This is a genomic window from Chryseobacterium sp. CFS2 (assembly GCF_036543225.1).
Taxonomy (GTDB): Bacteria; Bacteroidota; Bacteroidia; order Flavobacteriales; family Weeksellaceae; genus Chryseobacterium; species Chryseobacterium culicis_A.
This window is the reverse complement of record NZ_JAZHQU010000001.1, coordinates 66,210-83,511: the sequence shown is the minus strand read 5'-3', so window position 1 is coordinate 83,511 and position 17,302 is coordinate 66,210. Positions and strand designations below refer to the sequence as shown.

The window sequence follows — 17,302 nt, the reverse complement described above, 5'->3', positions numbered from 1 at the left end:
ATTTTTGGTAGCGTGTTAAAATTGTATTGATTTCCTGGTTTTTTTAGCCTTTTCATAAGATTCTGTGGATGGAAGAAGATTTAACCTTTTTCAAAAAAAGGTTATATTCGGCTTCGTAAAAATAGTGATATGCAAGTATATGAAGGGATTTCTGTGGGGTTATACCTGTTATTAATGATAGGTATAGGCATATATTCTTATAGAAAATCAACAAGTAATTCAGAAGAATTTTTAATTGGCGGCCGAAAAATGGGAGCTGCCGTAACAGCACTGTCTGCCGGTGCAGCCGATATGAGCGGATGGCTTTTGATGGGCGTTCCGGGAGCAATGTATCTGTCCGGAATTTCAAGTTCCTGGATTGCGATAGGCTTAACCATTGGAGCTTATCTCAATTATATTATTGTAGCCCCAAGGCTCAGAATTTATACAGAAGTGGCACAGAATGCCATTACACTACCTGTATTTTTTGAAAACAGGTTTAAAAATAAAAATCAGCTTCTGAAAATCACATCCTCTATTTTTATTCTGGTATTTTTTACTCTGTACACTTCTGCAGGAATGGTATCCGGAGGAAAATTATTCGAATCAGCTTTCGGGATGGATTATACTGTAGGCTTGCTCCTGACAAGTCTGGTAGTAGTGCTGTATACATTTCTAGGTGGATTTCTGGCAGTAAGTCTTACTGATTTTGTGCAAGGCACCATCATGGTGTTGGCATTGGTGATTGTTCCTATTGTAGCGATTACTCAAATCGGAAGTGTGGGAGAGACGTTTTCCCTGATTGAAGCAAAAAATCCAAAATATCTGGATCTGTTCAGAGGAACCACCACCGTAAGTATTATGTCTTTATTGGCATGGGGATTAGGATATTGTGGTCAGCCTCATATTCTGGTCCGTTTTATGGCTATTGATAAACCGAAAGATCTGATTAAAGCAAGACGCATAGGGATTACATGGATGATCTTTACTGTAGCAGGAGCTCTGGCCATAGGATTGGTAGGAATCGCTTATCTGCAAAAGTTCGATATGAATACTATGATGAAGTTTGACGGATCAAAGACGGAAGCAGAAACTATTTTTATTTATTTCTCCCGTATATTATTCCATCCGTTTATTGCAGGATTTTTACTTACAGCCATTCTCGCAGCAGTAATGAGTACGATTTCTTCCCAGTTATTGGTGACTTCAAGTTCATTAACAGAAGATATTTACAAAGCTTTTCTTAATAAAAAAGCAACTTCCAGGCAATTATTAATGGCGAGCAGACTTTCTGTTTTACTCGTAGCCGTCATTGCAGTACTTTTATCCCTGGATCCCAAGGATAGTATTCTTAATCTTGTAGGAAATGCATGGGCCGGCTTTGGTTCTGCATTCGGACCGCTGATCCTGCTGTCTCTTTTATGGAAAAAGGCAACATGGCAGGGAGGTTTTGCCGGGATGATGGTAGGAGGAATTACGGTTTTAGCATGGGTCTATCTTCAGCATCCACTAAAAGACTGGTACGAAATCATTCCTGGGTTTACCCTTTCTCTGCTGACTAATGTGATTGTTTCATTATCAACCTATAAACCAGATGCTGTTATTGAAAGCGAGTTTAATGAAGTTAAAAAAATAATGCAGGAGTAATATAGAACCTTTGCAATGATACAACAATAATATACCCTTGCTAAACAGTGAGGGTATATTTTTTTTCATTTTTTCCCAGCCTATTATATTTTAATGTATTGCTATTTAATAATCTGTATTAAAGATGGTTTACATTTTTTTACTATTTTGTTATTTCAACCCAACAACTTATTGATCATGAAAAATCTAAAGAAAATCGGGAGACAAAATTTAAAATCAATCACACGAGGTCGCCCACCTGCAGAGAGTGAATGTATAGCATGTGGTTGCCTCACATCAGCATATTAAAGTTTAGTTTCTGTATACTTCCTTTTGATAAGCACCAATATAAGAGCGAGAGTCAATCCTATAATGCTTGACCAAATTATGTGCTCTATCCCATAACGGCCAATCCAGAATCCTCCAAATAAAGTACCCGCTGTTACAGCAAAATTCCCGCAGGAAGTAAAAATACTATTGATAAACTCCGAAGAACCGGAAATGGAAGAAGTGATATTCATATTACTGATCAGAAAACCTCCGGAATGAACCAGCCCCCAACATCCGATAATCCATATCATAGGTAGAAATTGATTTCCATAATGTCCTATTAACAAATGAATTCCTGATAATAGAATTAAAAACATAAGAGTTGTCTGGAAGGGAAATCTGCTCATATATTTTCCTGCAATTCTGTTTCCCGCAACTCCAACCGTTCCAAACAGGAAAAACATAAGACTGGTTTGTTTGCCATCCATTTGGGTTACATTCTTTAGATAGTCGGCCATATATCCATAAGTAGAATACATAGCAGCAATAGTGAAAAACGCTAGGAAGAGCCCAATCCATAATTGTTTGTTGTGAAATATTTTAGTTGGGAAACCCTTTGAATCTCCATTTATATTTTGAATCTCCGGCAAATAGATCCAAACCCCTGCCAGCGCTGCTACATTAATTAATGCAGTAAGCAGGAAAGAGGACTGCCAGGAAAAGAAATCAGACATAAAGGTAGCCAGCGGAACTCCCATTACCGTTGCCAGCGTAAGACCGGAAAAGATAATACTTACAGCCCTGGATTTTTCTTTAATATTTGAAGCTTCTCCTGCGACCGACAGTGCAATAGACCAATAAACCGGATGAAAAAATGCAGGAATCATTCTTACGATAAGAAGCAGATAAAAATTGGTGATACAGGCAGAAAGAATATTGGCAGCGACAAAAATAAATAGAGACGAAAGTAGCAGATTCTTTCTTTTGAATGAAGATAATATCATCAGCATAAAAGGCCCAAAAACGGCAACAATTAATGCAAAGGTACTGAGCAGCCATCCTGCTTTTTCGATAGGGATATGGAAAGCTGAAGCAATTTCTGGCAATACTCCAATCACTCCGAATTCCGTAGTGGTAATTCCGAAAACACCGAGTGCCAGCACATAAAGATTTCTGTTCATTTTCATTATTTTTTTGCAAATTTGCAGAATAGACTTTCAGAAAACTATATACTTACCTTTTAGTTCTATACTTACCTTTTTGAAAGTGACCCTCAAAAAAACATTGTTATGCCTGAATTTTTCCATGATAAAAGATTGTACTATACTCCCATTGAATTTGCCTTAAGTCATATCGGAGGAACCTGGAAAATGCCTATTCTGTGGAGGTTACAGGAGAAACCTCTTCGTTTTAGTGAACTTAAAAAAGACATTCCGCATATTACCGACAAGATGCTGACCAGTCAGCTGCGCGAACTGGAGTCTAAAGAGATGATTCACAGGGAAGTATTTCCCGTAGTTCCTCCAAAAGTAGAATATAGTCTTACAGAAAAAGGAAAAAAAGCCATTCCGGTGATTGAAACCATTATGAAGTTTGGCTATGAGCTGATTAAGGATGAAGGAATTGTCTTCCCGCCTAAAGAATGATAAGATTATATTTTTCTATTACATAACGCTTTTTTCATAACTTCACCATAAAATTGATTCAATAGTATGAAGCTGAAATTGGGGATATTAGATCAGTCACCTACAACCATGGGTGGCAATGCAGCATCCGCATTGAAAAACAGTCTTAACCTTGCTGTATTGGCTGAAGAAATGGGATTTCATAGCATTATGTATTCCGAACATCATGGCGTAGAAGCCTATGGAAGTTCCAGCCCTGAATTATTAGCTGCTATCGTTCTCAGTAAAACAAACCGTATCAAAGTAGGAACAGCCGGTATTATGATGCGGAACTATTCTGCGTATAAAATTGCGGAATGGTCCAAAATGCTGTCAACCCTTTATCCTGAACGGTTTATTCTCGGACTGGGAAAAGCGCCGGGAGGATTAAAAGATGCTGTCATGGCACTGAATAGCCATAAACCGGTGGTTTTATCCAATATGGAAACAAAGCTGGAAGAGATCATTCAATTCATACGAGAGGAAGAAGGTATATATGATGGGCTTATTGCACAGCCTACTCATGTGCAGCATATCCCGGAAATCATGTGGCTGGGTTCAGGAATGACCTCTGCCCGGGAAGCGGCAAAGCATGGAGTTGGATATTCATTTGCGGCTTTTATGAATAGCAAAAATGGAAAGGAAAATACAGATGCTTATCTCAGAGAATTTGATGCAACGCAATATTTTTCCAAACCTTCTTTACAGGTTGCTGTAGCCCTGTCTGTAGCAGACAACATTGAAGAAGCCAGACGAAACGCTTATGGAATGGCTTATCAGTTTTTACAATCCCGACAGTTAGTCAGTCCTGATGCTGTTCTTTCTCCTGAAGTGGTAGAGCAGAGGGTTTTAGGAACACAAGATGAAGAAGAATTCTTTACTGTTTTAAACAGAATTATGATAGAAACACCCCAATCTGTAGATCAGAAATTACATCAGGTTGCGGAAAGGTACAATACAGATGATCTCCTGATATTGTGTAACATGTACCGGGAAGAAGATCGTATCAACACTTATAAAAGCATCATTAAAAACAATAACTAACCCTACAGCCTCAATGAAAATTCTGTTGTGCTATGGGGTTATAATTACACAATAATGTACACCCATGAAGCAGAATATTTCAACATTGTATATCATTACCGGAGGTCCCGGAGCAGGAAAAACAACGTTGCTGGATGAATTAAACCGTCATGAATTAACAACAGTACCTGAAGAAGGAAGGAAAATCATTAAAGAACAGATTGATTCCGATGGGAAAGGCCTTCCATGGCTTAATAAAGAACTTTTTGCAGTGCTCATGTTTGAAGAATCTGTAAAAACTTACCTGAAAATAAGTCAGATGAATTCTACAGCGCCTGTTTTCTTTGACCGTGGAATATTGGATACCCTCGGTTATATGAGGCTTGAAAATATTATCATTCCGGCATCTATGGAAGCAAAAGCAAGAGAAATGGTTTATCATAACCCTATTTTTATTCTTCCCCCATGGAAAGAGATTTATGAAAACGATCCGGAAAGAAAACAGACCTTTGAAAAGGCAGTGGAAACCTTTGAGTGTATGAAAGAAATATATCGGGAATATGAATATAATATCATAGAAGTTCCGAAAGTTTCAGTGGAAAACAGGGCACGCTTTATTCTTGATACAATTTTTATATCAGATTGAATATCAGTTAAGCATCAATTATTATTTATCATATGAACAATCCTACTTTTGAAAAAGAACTGATCGAGCTGGCTGGCAAAGATCTGTCGGTCAGAGAAAAACTGTTGGAAGCAGGGCAGCTTTCCGGAGGCTATCATCCCGAAATGGAAGAGATTCATAGAGCCAATGCAAAACGGCTGAGGGAGATTATAGCACAAATTGGTTATCCTACCATCTCAAAAGTAGGTGAGAAAGCAAATGATGCAGTGTGGCTTATTATTCAGCATGCGATTGGTGAACCAGAATTTATGAAGACATGCTATGTCATGATGGAAGAGCATTATAATGATATTAATCCTATACATACAGCCTATTTATACGACCGGATTCAGGTTTTTCAGAGTAAACCTCAAAAATATGGAACACAGTTGACCGCTGAAGGAACAATTTATCCGGTAGAAAACAAAGAAAACTTAAATGCAGAACGTGAAAAGGTAAATCTGCCAGTATTCTCAGATGCAGAGATTCATAAAATTCCGGAACCTGAAGATATTCCGGAAATTGATAGCAAAGATGGGGAATATACAGTTTGGAGGAAAAAAACAGGATGGATTTAAAGCAATGCTGAATGCATGAAGAAATTTTCAACTTAAACTGTAATTCCTTCCAAATTCCACCTTACTTGCCGGTCTTCAAGACTTCACGAATTTCAATATTTCCTCCAATTTTAAAAATTGGGTTTCCTTTCGCTATTTCAACGGCTTCATCAATAGATTCTGCCCGTACAATAATATATCCACTAATGAATTCTTTGATCTCGGTATAAGGGCCATCCGTTACCATATTATCTGGTTTTACAGTTTTGGCAGCTCCCGGAGCGGGTAATAAAGTATTTCCTTCATCCACCAGTTTGTTTTGTGCAGTAATGTTTCCAAGCCAGATCATGCGCTCTCGGATCTGTTCAGGAGAAGGTTTAAAATCAGAAATGTCTTTCAGTCTGAAGATCAATGCAAATTCTTTCATAATCATATTCTTTTTTTTATGACGATTAAGATAAATGAACAGGGACAGCGTTTTTAATGTGTTTTTATTTATCCAATAAAGGTCTGGGATCAAACAGAACTTTCAATGACTGAATCTTTCCCTCCTTGATCTGGTACCATCCGGAAGCCTCTATCGTTTTTTCTCCCATATCAATCATGTACCATAAACACACATCTTCACCAGCAGTAAAAGCCTTTAGAATCTCATACTTAAACTTCATCTGCATCATGTCTTTGATGTATATTGAAGCATTTTCTCTTTTCCCCAATACCCCAATAAATGTAAAATCAGGATGGAGACAGCTTTCCGCCATTTCAAAATTTTCTTCATTTAAATATTGGATAAACTGTTCCGCTGTATTTTGATTTCTGTTGCTCATAATGTTATTTTTATTGTTGAATACAAAATTAGGGAGGAAGAATATATTTCTCCTGTGACTATCATCACAAAATGATTTAAATTTTTACTGTTTTAAGCCGGAAATCCTTCCTTTAGCATACGCAATCTGCTCTTTTTCTTTTTCCTGATCCGGATTGTTTTTAAGGTACATCTGGTAGTATGTTATTGCACTTTTAGGCTGTTTCAGATGAAGATCATAAAGAAGTCCTAAGCGGTAATAAATCATATTGCTGGTACCAAAAGTCAATCCTCTTTTATAAGCTGTCAAGGCATCATTATACTGATTTTTGGCTTCATAAATCCCGGCAAGTGCTGCATAGTAAAATGAAGTATGATCTGAAATGGCTTCATTAATAGTCTTTTGTGCATAGATTGCTGCATTGTTGTAATCTTTCAGTTCACGATAGCTTAGAGCCATAAAATAGAGTGTTCCTTCATTTTGTACGCCCATATTTTCCAGCATTTTATAAATATTGATACATTTCTGATATTCTTTTACATAAAAATAAGCTTGCCCTATATCGTTCATTACATTTACATCAGCATGATTTTTAAGGAGCTTTTCACCGGTTTCAATCACTTCCGGATATTGGGCTAACTGGTTGGCCACTGGCAGCAGAGCCTGTTGTAAAGTGAAGTTTTCTGTATCGGCAGCAATCGCTGTTTTCAATACATCATAAGCAGATTGATATTGTTTAAGACCACTGTAGGTTAGAGAAAGATCATAAGCTACATCAGGGTCGGTGGTATTAAGAGTATTGGCTTTCTTCAGATAACTGAGTTTGGCTTCTGGCGTTTCTGCATAGGTAGCAAGCTGTTTATAAGCACTGAAATTCAGGCTGTCAAGTTGAATGATCTGTTGAAGATAAATTTTGGCATGAGAAGCATTTCCCCTTCTGGAATTGATATTGGCCAAACTGAATAGAGTAGGCAGGCTGTTCGGTTGGATGGCATTGATTTTTTGATAATTTTTTTCTGCTTCCGGCAGTTTTCCAGCCATCATATTGCAGTAAGCAATTTGTGAAAGCGCTTTTATATCCTGTGTATCTCCGGGATAGATGCCCTGAAGATATGTGGCGGCCTCGGCATAACGTTGTGTTTCATAATATTCAAGAAGCTTTTCAGTATCAATTTTTGTGGATTGTGCCGCAGCATTTTTAAAGCCTAACAGAATAATACACAAACAAATTCCTAGTTTCATCATGGTTATTTTTTAACTAAAATATTGGTTATTTAATAAGCTTCCAAATTTTATACTCACTTATGTGGGATTTTTTTAATCTTATGAATCATTTATGATAAAAACCAAAACCTTATATCATGAGAATTCTTATATTCACTTTATAGAAAAAGACCAGATAAAGCAAAAGATATGGAAATAAAAACTGTACAATCATTCCTTGACTATTATGGAAAAATAAGGGAAAGAACACATCGTATTATTGAAGTTATTCCTCCCGAACATATTGATTTTTCCTATAAACCCGGAAAATTTACCATTGGTGATCAGATCAGACATATTGCAACCATTGAAAGGTATATGTATGGAGAGACCATTAGCGGAAGAAAAAGTGCTTATCCGGGATGTGGAAAAGAGCTTGCTGACGGATATGAAAATACAGTCAGGTTTTTCAACGAAATGCACAGGCAGACTCTGGACATTATCAAAGGGCTTTCTGATGAAGATCTCACGAGGAAATGCCTGACTCCGGCGAATAGTGAAATTTCCATATGGAAATGGCTTCGGGCGATGATAGAGCATGAAATCCACCACAGGGCAGAATTATATATCTACCTGAATCTTCTGGAGGTAAAAACACCACAACTTTATGGGCTTTCTGCGGAGAACGTGCAGGAGATCAGTGTGAAATTGCAGGAGTAAAATACTGAAAATAACCGGATATTTAAAATACAAACCAGCTGTCATCGTACAGCTGGTTTTCTATTGTTAAAGTTCTTTCATTTTTGATTTATTTCTATTTTAAGTGATAAATTATTCTTTTTCATTTATTAAAAATTGTTAAATATTTATTTGATACAGAGTTGTTTATTTCTTTTTTTTAATCATTTGCTTTAGAATTATTGCTTAAAAGTCGTAGAACTACGACAAAATTTCAGATTGAGTATCGAAAATTTTTTGAATAGCGATTACCGTTTTATCTTTGTAATACCATCAATCCAATTACAAAAAATTAATCATGATTAAAAATCTGCATATTACAATTATAATATCAAGAGAATTCTTGAATTCAACAGGGAGGTGAAGTTCTTTTTCATCAATTACTATATGCCCTGTTTTGACCTCAATATCCATACTTTCTTTTACAAATAGAATATGGATCATGAAAATATATCTGAACGTAGTGTACAGATACATTTTAGGCTTAAAAAAATTTGACACCCAATCAATCAAAATATTACAATTATGTTTCAGGACGATCATTCACCCAAAATGCCTGTTTCTAAAGATAAAATTTCAGCTGTAAAGAATATTAAAGAAACACTGACAGATCAGGCAGCCACCAAAGCTGCTCAGGAAGTGCAGGAAAAATCGAGCGGAACCATTAAGAAAGCTACAGAAAAAATGGCTCAGGCTCAGGCTTATACAGGAATCGTTCAAAACGGTTCTCAAATGTTTATGAATCAGGTTAAGCAGCCCAATCCTCCTACACTCGTAGAAGACAAAGTATGGGCGAAACAGCCAACCTCAGGGATTTATAATGCTAATACCATCCCCGGAAATCAGGTAGCCGGAATCAATCGTGTGGTAAAACTTGAAATTGTAATTGACGGAAAAGTAATTAAACATTTCAAGCATTTTCAGTTAAAACAAAGTGCTGTAAAGCATCATGAATTTGATTTGATGCTGGCTCAAGATAGTTTAGGAAGTTCAGAAAACCATAATCTGGAAGAAGCTCAAAACTTTCTTGGAAAAAGAATTACCGTAATTTTCAGGTATAAAGACGTTGAAGACGGCCCCGAAAGGAACTTTGTAGGCGTCATCACTGAAGTAGGTTTCAGCCAGGAAAAAGGAAGTCTGGGAAATATTGTCCTTACAGGTTTCAGTCCCACTGTTCTTTTAGATGCTGCCCCTCATATTCAAAGCTTTGGCGGAGCACAGGAAATCAGTTTGAACAGCATTGCAGATCAGGTGATAAAAGAAGGCCTGGGACAAAATTCCTTTGATTTCAGAGTAGATGCAGCCCACGGAAATGTTTCGTATAGTTCACAATATGAAGAAACCCATTATAACTATCTGGCCAGAATTGCAGAAGCCTATGGAGAACAATTTTATTATGATGGTGAGGTACTTCATTTCGGGAAACTTCCTCCTCAGGAAAAACCTGTAAACCTTACCTATGGAAGCAGTGTGAGTGATGTAAAGATAAAAATGAAGGCTCAGCATGTAAATCCGTCATTTTATGGGTACAACAGCAGCAAAAATGAAAAGCTGACAGCAGGAAATTCAAAGATTAACCATACTTCAGATATTGCAAAAAGAGCGTATGAAATTTCAGAAAAAACGTTTACCACTCCATCTTTAAGAGTAGCTCCGATAAAAGCGGTGTCTTTCATGGATGTGGAAAATTCTCAAAAAGGAACAGCCGGAAGTAAAGCCTCAGAAGTATTTGTTATTTCAGGCATTACAACAGTTCCTTTTCTTTATCCGGGCTGTATCGCTGATATTGAAATGAGAAAAGCCGAAAGCAGTGAAACCACTTACTTTACCAAGCTGATGATTACCGATATGCATCACGAGGTAGACGCAAGAGGATATTATACAGGAACATTTGAAGCCATTGCTTCTGATACAGGATTTATTCCCCGTCCGGAGTTTCACACTCCGAAAGCAGATGCTCAGTTTGCCAAGGTAATTTCCAATACAGATCCTTTAAATCAGGGAAGAGTGAAAGTTCAGTTCGACTGGCAGAATGGTTCTACCACTACAGAATATATCAGGGTAATGACTCCCGATGGTGGAGGCAGCGAAAAAGTAAGTAAAAACCGTGGATTTATGGCCATTCCCGAAGAGGGTGATCAGGTAGTGGTCAACTTTGCCCATCAGCATCCTGACCGTCCGTTTGTGATGGGAGGAATGTTCCATGGTGGAGTTGGCGGTGGTGGCGGTTCCGGAAATAATATCAAAAGCTTAAGCAGTAAAAGCGGACATACCATGAGTCTGGACGATGCCGGTGGAATTACAGTGAAAGATAAAGACCAAAATTCTGTTTTTCTGGATGGCGCAGGAAATATAACGATAGACAGTAAAATTTCTATCACCCTGAATTGTGGAAGCAGTTCCATTTACATGGATAAAGACGGAAATATTCAGATTAAAGGAAAAGAAGTATTTGTACAGGGAGTCAATATTGGAGTAGGCGGAACATCAAGTATTGGGGTTGGGGTAGGCCCTGAAGATGGTGATCCCACTTCAGGCATCGGAATCAAATCTGATACATTGGATATCGGCACCAAAACGCTTTCTATGAGAGGTGATACGGAAGCTAATCTCAGCAGCGGAGGAAAAATAAATGTGGGTGGAGGAAGTGAGACAAATATTGTAAGTGGAACTGTAAAACTGAACTAAAAGCAGATGAATCCTGTAGACCTGGAGTTGGTAAAATTAAAAAGACAATGGCAGAAAGTTGTTTCAAAGAACGAAGAAAAACCTATGCTGATCTGTATAGGAGAAAAACATGAAACCGATCTTTTTGATGGATTTATCAAATCAAAACTTGCTGAAGATGAAGAAGATGATATATTTTTACTTCATTATCAGGAATTTAATGGCATGAACTCTTTCGGACAAACCTTGTTGGATGAATGGACTGAGTTTTATGAAATGCTGAAGAAAAGTGAAGGAAATATTCCGCAATGGGATCTGAAAAATCCGGAAGAAAATTTTAAAACAGATGCTTATAAGGCATTTTATCCTCTTCTGGAGCTAAAGAAAAACTTTCCTGCTATTCAGGATTCTAAAATATACATCTACATTGCTCCGCTTAGGATCACTGATACCGAAGAGCTGTCTTTGTGGGTGAAAGAATGGTGCAGGATCTGTGAAGCATCGGAAAATAAAGATATTAAACTGGTTTGGGCAGAACATCATATTTACAGAACCTTACCCAATATCTCTTCAGCACACCGTTTCAGAGTGGAAGTAGACATTCATCAGTTAATGCAGAATACGGCAGCTCATACTAACCGTAAAAAGAATAGCCCGGATACGGATTTTCAACAGCAGATCCTTATAGCGAGTAATCATTTAAGTAAAGAAAGATTCAGAGAAGCGGAGCATGCATTAAAAACAGCAGTGAAGCTTGCCAAAGAACAAAAGAACAAACAGGGAGAGATCTCTGCCTATTTTATGCTTACTCAGGCTTATACAGCAGATAGAAAGAAGGATAAGGCTGAAGATACCTACCGGATTATATTGGAAGAAGTAGAGCGGGATTCACCATTGGAAGTTCAGATGTATATGAATTATGGAAGTCATTTATTAGGGAATTCCAAAAAGTCCAGGGCAGAAAAAATATTTGAAAAAGCTGCAGAAACTGCTCAGAAAATAGAAGAATATGCAATGGCTATTGAGTGTTACAGAATCATTGGGACACTGAATGATACTGTTTTGACAAAAGATAAAATGATCAGATATTTTGAAAAATGTCTCGGCATAGCAAAATTGATGAACCCTTCAGCAAGAGAGCAGAGCAGCCTGAGGTTTGTAGCCTCAATGCTTATTCTCAAATATGAAGGGGATACAGATAAAAAAACAATATTAGACAGCGAAATGAAGACGTATTTTGGTGATGAATGGAAGGTAAGTGTGGAAAAGCCAAAAGCAGGGTAATCTCAAATTAAAAGAATCATGGCAGATCTGAATAAAAAAACAGTAAAACCCATCAAGGTGGCAAAACCGGATATGAATCCGGATCGCTCTCTGAAGGTAAATGCAGACGTTACTTCGGTAAGCTGGGATAAAACCAAACAGGGATGGAAGAACGGAATGAAAAATAATTTTGATTCCCTGAATCCTGTTTCCATGGTTCAGTCTATCGCGGGAGGAGATCATAGTAAACAGGAAAACAGCAGTAGCGGAGGTGGTGGAGATAGTGCTGTGACTGCTGAAAAAGCAGCTCCGGAAAGCAAAGTGAAACTGATCAAAGTGAATACTCCATCAATGCCTTCTACGGCTATTCAGCATACAAGTAAGCATTTCGACATCGTACTGGCGATTGACATCCATTGGACCCTTATTCCGCCGCCGCCTTCATTTATGCTGATCCCGTTACCGTTGCCACATCCGTTTATAGGAATTGTTTTTGACATTATGGATTATATTACCATCACAATTCCCATTCCCCAATTTGCAAGAAACCTGATGCCGTCACTTCCGGAAAGTATTCCCATGGGCGGTTCAATATATGTTCACGGAAGACATAAAGCAACCACTACAACCAGTGTTATGGGAGTGGTGATCCCATTCAGACATATCACCTCACTTATTCCGGTATATCTCATTCCTTTTCCCCAGGAAGCTCCGCACGAAGGAGAAGTATATTACGGTTCACAGACCGTTCTGGCACAGGGAAGTAAAATGAGTGGAAACCAGCCTCAACAGGTATTAACCTGCATGGGATTCCCTTTCGGAATGACGATGCTGCCCGCAATGCCGGATAAACCAAAGAAAAATCCATTGGCTTATTTTGCTTTCTATAATAACTTCTCAAGCATGTATATTCAGATCAATACGGGCGGACCTGTATTGGTGGGCGGAGCTTTTGTCCCTCATGTGTATACCCCCGGAGAAATGCTGATGCGTCTTGCAGGGATGTTTTTAATGAGGAGCCTCACCAAAAAAATAGGGAAAATGGGAGCCAATGGTTTAAAGAAGCTGAATAACAGTGTTCTTAAGAAAGCTCCATTCAATAAGTTCAAATTTTCGAATGCCTTATCCAAAAAACTATGCCATTGGGGACTTGAGCCTGTTAATTTTGCAACGGGCGCTATGTTTTTTGAATGGGATGATTTTGAAATCCAGGGAAATACCCCTTTACTCTGGAAAAATATATGGCACAGCGACAGACCTTATGATTTTGGTCCTTTAGGAAATGGTGTTTTTAATAATCATGATCTGTTTATCCTTCCTGAAGAGCATAATAAATTTGCCGGCTGGATGCATCCTGAAGAAAATATGGCGATGCTTATTCCTGTACCCGAAATAGGAGATGAAATGACGTATTTCAGAGATCATAAAATCTGGCAGTACAGACCAAGCAGCAGTATCTGGATTGTTCGTAAAGGAACGGATATCTATACCTATTCACGCTTTCATCATGCCACAGAAGGAGTGTTATATAAAGTAACCCGGATTGAATATGGTGACGGAACGATTCGTGAATACGAATATGAAGATCGAAATATTATTTTGAAAAGAATAAAAGATGTTGGTACTGAAGCCAGTATAGAAACGGTTATTCATCCTGAACATAAAAAGATATCAGAAGTTTATTACTGTTATAAAAAACAAAGAGATATGCAGGTTCGTTATGATTATGATGATAGGGGAAATCTTACTCATGTCTGGGATATTCACAAAAAAGCAATGGTCTTTGAATATGATGGAAACAATCAGATTGTAAGAAGAACCAACCGAAATGGGATGAGCTATATCTGGAAATATGATAAAGAAGGAAGAGTTGTATATACTAAAGGCCTGAACGGATATATGGAAGGAAGTTTTCATTATGATGAAGAAGAAGGCTTTACAGAAGTGATCTATCCCAAACAACATAATAAAACAGAACGGTATTACTACGATGATAATTTTCTTGTCTATAAAAAAGTAGATGGAGAAGGTGGGGAAACATGGTATGACTTTACAGCGCACAATGAACTGAAAATGATAGGAAGCCCCGAAGGACGTGTTCAGGGATATACCTACGATGAAATGGGAAATATCAAGACTTTTTACAGCCCTGATGGTGAAGAATACCATTACCAGTATAATGAATTCGGACAGGTTGTTGCCCGTTTTTCCCCTTCAGGCGTTTCTGAAACATGGAATTATGATGAATATGGAAGACTAATCAGCCATACAGATGCGGCAGAAGAAAATGTGTGTTATGAATATGCTGATGGGAAAAGGCTTCCCGAAAAAAGTATCAGAGAACATGTTACAACATCTTACGAATATAATAATAGAGGCCAGCTTATTCAGCTGACGAATACTGCAGGGACTGAACAGTTTTGGAAATATGATGAATATGGAAGATTGCTGGTTTTCAGTCCGAAACCTTTTAACAGAACCCTGTGGAACAGAGATAAAATGGGAAGGGTAATTGAAATGAATGAACAGGGGCAGTTACCGATAAAACTTCGCTACGATGCCTATGATCTTCCGGTGTACGCCACAGATGGCCGCGCAGAATGGCTCATGAGCTATACCCCAATGGGAAGTCTCAAGAAACAGATTCGCCGGAATGCCCTTACCAATAAAAAAGAAGAAACCCTAGCTTTTGGATACGATGCTTATGAAAACTTAATGAGCATTACCAATGAAAAAGGAGAGATTTATGCTTTTGAAAGAGATTATAATAACAAAATCATAGGAGAAACAGGTTTTGAAGGACAGAAAAAATTCTTTGTCCGTGATAAGGACGGTTTAATCATCCAAAGAAGAACACCTCATGGAAATACCATTTTCTATGAATATGATCTGGCGGGAAGAATAACGCAGGTTGATTATCCGGATGGAACTTGGGAAGCCTATCAGTATGATACTTCAGGATTGCTTATTAAAGCGGATAATGAAGATAGCAGTGTAAGTTTTCAGAGAAACCCGTTAGGACAGATTCTTCAAGAAAAACAGGGTGAACATTCTGTTCTGTATGAATATGATCACCAGGGAAATCTCACTGGCCTGCAAAGCAGCTTAGGAGCGAAAATTGATTATTCTTATACGGATCTGGGACAGCTCAAGCATATTTCCGCAGCAGCCACAGAGGTTATCTTGCCCTGGCAGATGAATGTGGAAATCAGAAGGAACGGACAAGTTCTTTCTCGGGAAATGACAGGCGGTATAGACAGTACTTTTGAATTTGATCATACAGGAATGCCTGTAAGCCAGAAAGTAACCATTAATAAAACAAATACTACTTTCCATAAAGATTATATATGGGGAGAAGGAAGCCGTTTACTGAATATCCTTGACAAAGTGAAAGGAAGCAGAACAAAATTTGATTATGATGCATTCGGAAGTCTTGCCGCTGCAGAATATTCCAACGGAAAAGTTCAGCATAAAAATCCTGATGCAACCGGCTGTTTATATGAAAGTACAAAACGTACTGACCGCATCTATGACAAAGGCGGAAAGCTGATGCGGGATAAAAACTGGTTTTATCACTACGATGAAGAAGGGAATTTATTATTAAAGAGTAAACGGGTAATCAATAATGCAAGGCCGGAACATTCGGAAGAACCTAACAATGAACATCCTTATTATAAAGCCATTGCTTCAGATTGGCTTAGCCATTCACAAATGCCATCCGGAACTCTTTTACCCAATGTGAATGATGATTTATCCACAGAAGTACAAACCCCCGAATGGGAGCCTGGAGACTGGAGTTACTCCTGGAGTGCCAACGGAATGCTGGCTAAAGTAAAACGTCCGGATGGGAAGGAAGTACAATTTGAATATGATGCACTGGGCAGAAGGACTTCGAAAATTGGCTGGCAGAAAATAACTCGTTATATTTGGGATGGCAACGTTCTTTTACATGAATGGAATTATGATATTCAGGAAATTCCTGCAACTGAAATTGATGATGAAGGAAATATTATCGTCAAACAAGAACCTGTAGAGAATTTAGTAACGTGGATTTATGAAACAGGAAGCCACGTACCATCTGCAAAGATAGAAGGAAACAGAAAGGCATCCATTATTTCAGATTATATAGGGAGACCTGTCCAGGCTTATGACGAAGAGGGAAATCTGGTGTGGAGCGCTGAATATGATATTTTTGGAAGAGTTGAAAATGTAAAGGGAGAAGAATCCTTTATTCCTTTCAGGCAGCAAGGGCAGTATGAGGATGAAGAGACTGAACTTTACTACAACAGATTCCGGTATTATGATGTGCAAAACGGGACTTATCTTTCTCAGGATCCAATAGGCCCGCTTGGAGATAATCCTAATCTGTATGCTTATACACATGATAGCAATTCCGGAATTGATCCGCTGGGATTGATGGAGATCGATGGTGGATGGTCACGAAGAAAAGCAGAACGAGGCTCAATTATCAATGCAAAAAGACCTACACCGCCTTCTATACATGCTACCAAACATATTCAGGCGACTTCTATGGAAGATGCCAAAGCCAGAAGTATTAAAGGAGTAGGAGGTAAACCTGAAGGATCATATTTCCCGGATGTAGTGAAAGATAACTTCAAAAATTTTGAGAAAAAGGCTGCATTTGATGCAATGAGAAAAGGGAATGTAGTACCTAATGGAGGGGTTACTTACTATATTTACGAACATCCTACCGATATAGGATATAATATGGGCGAAAAAACGAGATTCATGAGAGTGGAAGTGGCTTCCGGTACCATACACAGTCATCCGATTTCAGCAGCAGATGCCGCTAATTATATAAAAAAAGCAAATTACCGATAA

General features: G+C 38.2%; 14 protein-coding genes. 10 read left to right on the top strand and 4 right to left on the bottom strand.

What is annotated here, in order from left to right; genetic code table 11:
- The first annotated feature begins 129 nt into the window (after nucleotides 1-129).
- A complete protein-coding gene (gene putP, locus ODR02_RS00400; protein ID WP_209784853.1) occupies nucleotides 130-1,626 on the top strand; it encodes a sodium/proline symporter PutP in 1,497 nt (498 codons plus the stop codon).
- 93 nt (nucleotides 1,627-1,719) lie between these two features.
- Entirely contained in the window at nucleotides 1,720-1,914 is a 195-nt protein-coding gene (locus ODR02_RS23550) for a bacteriocin-like protein (protein ID WP_408914735.1), read from the top strand.
- Here ODR02_RS23550 and ODR02_RS00395 read toward each other — a convergent pair.
- Complete coding sequence (locus tag ODR02_RS00395; protein WP_309511278.1) at nucleotides 1,911-3,056, bottom strand: MFS transporter; 1,146 nt, start codon at nucleotides 3,054-3,056, stop codon at nucleotides 1,911-1,913. The genes ODR02_RS23550 and ODR02_RS00395 overlap by 4 nt on opposite strands.
- Nucleotides 3,057-3,164: 108 nt before the next feature.
- On the opposite strand from ODR02_RS00395, the gene ODR02_RS00390 reads away from it, so the two are divergent.
- From ODR02_RS00390 to ODR02_RS00375, 4 genes are all read left to right on the top strand, one after another.
- Entirely contained in the window at nucleotides 3,165-3,521 is a 357-nt protein-coding gene (locus ODR02_RS00390) for a winged helix-turn-helix transcriptional regulator (protein WP_309511277.1), read from the top strand.
- A gap of 66 nt (nucleotides 3,522-3,587) precedes the next feature.
- Nucleotides 3,588-4,583 carry an MsnO8 family LLM class oxidoreductase gene (locus ODR02_RS00385; RefSeq protein WP_309511276.1) on the top strand — a complete coding sequence of 332 codons (996 nt, stop codon included), beginning with the start codon at nucleotides 3,588-3,590 and terminating at the stop codon, nucleotides 4,581-4,583.
- A gap of 64 nt (nucleotides 4,584-4,647) precedes the next feature.
- Nucleotides 4,648-5,208, top strand: coding sequence for an AAA family ATPase (locus ODR02_RS00380; protein WP_309511275.1), 561 nt, complete (start codon nucleotides 4,648-4,650; stop codon nucleotides 5,206-5,208).
- 32 nt (nucleotides 5,209-5,240) lie between these two features.
- The gene (locus ODR02_RS00375) at nucleotides 5,241-5,804 is read left to right on the top strand and encodes a DUF6624 domain-containing protein (RefSeq protein ID WP_309511274.1); all 564 of its coding nucleotides are present in this window, start codon (nucleotides 5,241-5,243) and stop codon (nucleotides 5,802-5,804) included.
- 61 nt (nucleotides 5,805-5,865) lie between these two features.
- On the opposite strand, the gene ODR02_RS00370 is transcribed toward ODR02_RS00375, so the two are convergent.
- The 3 genes from ODR02_RS00370 to ODR02_RS00360 form a co-directional block, all read right to left on the bottom strand.
- Nucleotides 5,866-6,210, bottom strand: a complete 345-nt coding sequence (locus tag ODR02_RS00370; protein ID WP_309511273.1) for a YciI family protein — start codon at nucleotides 6,208-6,210, stop codon at nucleotides 5,866-5,868.
- Nucleotides 6,211-6,274: 64 nt separating this feature from the next.
- Entirely contained in the window at nucleotides 6,275-6,610 is a 336-nt protein-coding gene (locus tag ODR02_RS00365; protein ID WP_209784846.1) for a nuclear transport factor 2 family protein, read from the bottom strand.
- Nucleotides 6,611-6,694: 84 nt separating this feature from the next.
- Entirely contained in the window at nucleotides 6,695-7,834 is a 1,140-nt protein-coding gene (locus ODR02_RS00360; RefSeq protein ID WP_309511272.1) for a tetratricopeptide repeat protein, read from the bottom strand.
- Between the two features lie 168 nt (nucleotides 7,835-8,002).
- Here ODR02_RS00360 and ODR02_RS00355 point away from each other — a divergent pair, with 168 nt between their 5' ends.
- The 4 genes from ODR02_RS00355 (at nucleotide 8,003) to ODR02_RS00340 (ending at nucleotide 17,302) form a co-directional block, all read left to right on the top strand.
- Entirely contained in the window at nucleotides 8,003-8,512 is a 510-nt protein-coding gene (locus ODR02_RS00355; RefSeq protein ID WP_309511271.1) for a DinB family protein, read from the top strand.
- A 543-nt stretch (nucleotides 8,513-9,055) separates the two neighbouring features.
- Nucleotides 9,056-11,218: a type VI secretion system Vgr family protein gene (locus ODR02_RS00350; protein WP_309511270.1), complete on the top strand. Its 2,163-nt coding sequence runs from the start codon at nucleotides 9,056-9,058 to the stop codon at nucleotides 11,216-11,218.
- A gap of 6 nt (nucleotides 11,219-11,224) precedes the next feature.
- The gene (locus ODR02_RS00345) at nucleotides 11,225-12,481 is read left to right on the top strand and encodes a tetratricopeptide repeat protein (RefSeq protein WP_309511269.1); all 1,257 of its coding nucleotides are present in this window, start codon (nucleotides 11,225-11,227) and stop codon (nucleotides 12,479-12,481) included.
- A gap of 18 nt (nucleotides 12,482-12,499) precedes the next feature.
- Nucleotides 12,500-17,302 carry an RHS repeat-associated core domain-containing protein gene (locus ODR02_RS00340; RefSeq protein ID WP_309511268.1) on the top strand — a complete coding sequence of 1,601 codons (4,803 nt, stop codon included), beginning with the start codon at nucleotides 12,500-12,502 and terminating at the stop codon, nucleotides 17,300-17,302.

What these genes read in the sequence shown, in the direction of transcription:
- ODR02_RS00345 (WP_309511269.1), top strand. Translation starts at nt 11,225, where the DNA reads ATGAATCCTGTAGACCTGGAGTTGGTAAAATTAAAAAGACAATGGCAG.
- ODR02_RS00340 (WP_309511268.1), top strand. Translation starts at nt 12,500, where the DNA reads ATGGCAGATCTGAATAAAAAAACAGTAAAACCCATCAAGGTGGCAAAA.
- ODR02_RS00360 (WP_309511272.1), bottom strand. Translation starts at nt 7,834, where the DNA reads ATGATGAAACTAGGAATTTGTTTGTGTATTATTCTGTTAGGCTTTAAA.
- ODR02_RS00390 (WP_309511277.1), top strand. Translation starts at nt 3,165, where the DNA reads ATGCCTGAATTTTTCCATGATAAAAGATTGTACTATACTCCCATTGAA.
- ODR02_RS00385 (WP_309511276.1), top strand. Translation starts at nt 3,588, where the DNA reads ATGAAGCTGAAATTGGGGATATTAGATCAGTCACCTACAACCATGGGT.
- putP (WP_209784853.1), top strand. Translation starts at nt 130, where the DNA reads ATGCAAGTATATGAAGGGATTTCTGTGGGGTTATACCTGTTATTAATG.
- ODR02_RS00350 (WP_309511270.1), top strand. Translation starts at nt 9,056, where the DNA reads ATGTTTCAGGACGATCATTCACCCAAAATGCCTGTTTCTAAAGATAAA.
- ODR02_RS00375 (WP_309511274.1), top strand. Translation starts at nt 5,241, where the DNA reads ATGAACAATCCTACTTTTGAAAAAGAACTGATCGAGCTGGCTGGCAAA.
- ODR02_RS23550 (WP_408914735.1), top strand. Translation starts at nt 1,720, where the DNA reads ATGTATTGCTATTTAATAATCTGTATTAAAGATGGTTTACATTTTTTT.
- ODR02_RS00395 (WP_309511278.1), bottom strand. Translation starts at nt 3,056, where the DNA reads ATGAACAGAAATCTTTATGTGCTGGCACTCGGTGTTTTCGGAATTACC.
- ODR02_RS00355 (WP_309511271.1), top strand. Translation starts at nt 8,003, where the DNA reads ATGGAAATAAAAACTGTACAATCATTCCTTGACTATTATGGAAAAATA.
- ODR02_RS00370 (WP_309511273.1), bottom strand. Translation starts at nt 6,210, where the DNA reads ATGAAAGAATTTGCATTGATCTTCAGACTGAAAGACATTTCTGATTTT.
- ODR02_RS00365 (WP_209784846.1), bottom strand. Translation starts at nt 6,610, where the DNA reads ATGAGCAACAGAAATCAAAATACAGCGGAACAGTTTATCCAATATTTA.
- ODR02_RS00380 (WP_309511275.1), top strand. Translation starts at nt 4,648, where the DNA reads ATGAAGCAGAATATTTCAACATTGTATATCATTACCGGAGGTCCCGGA.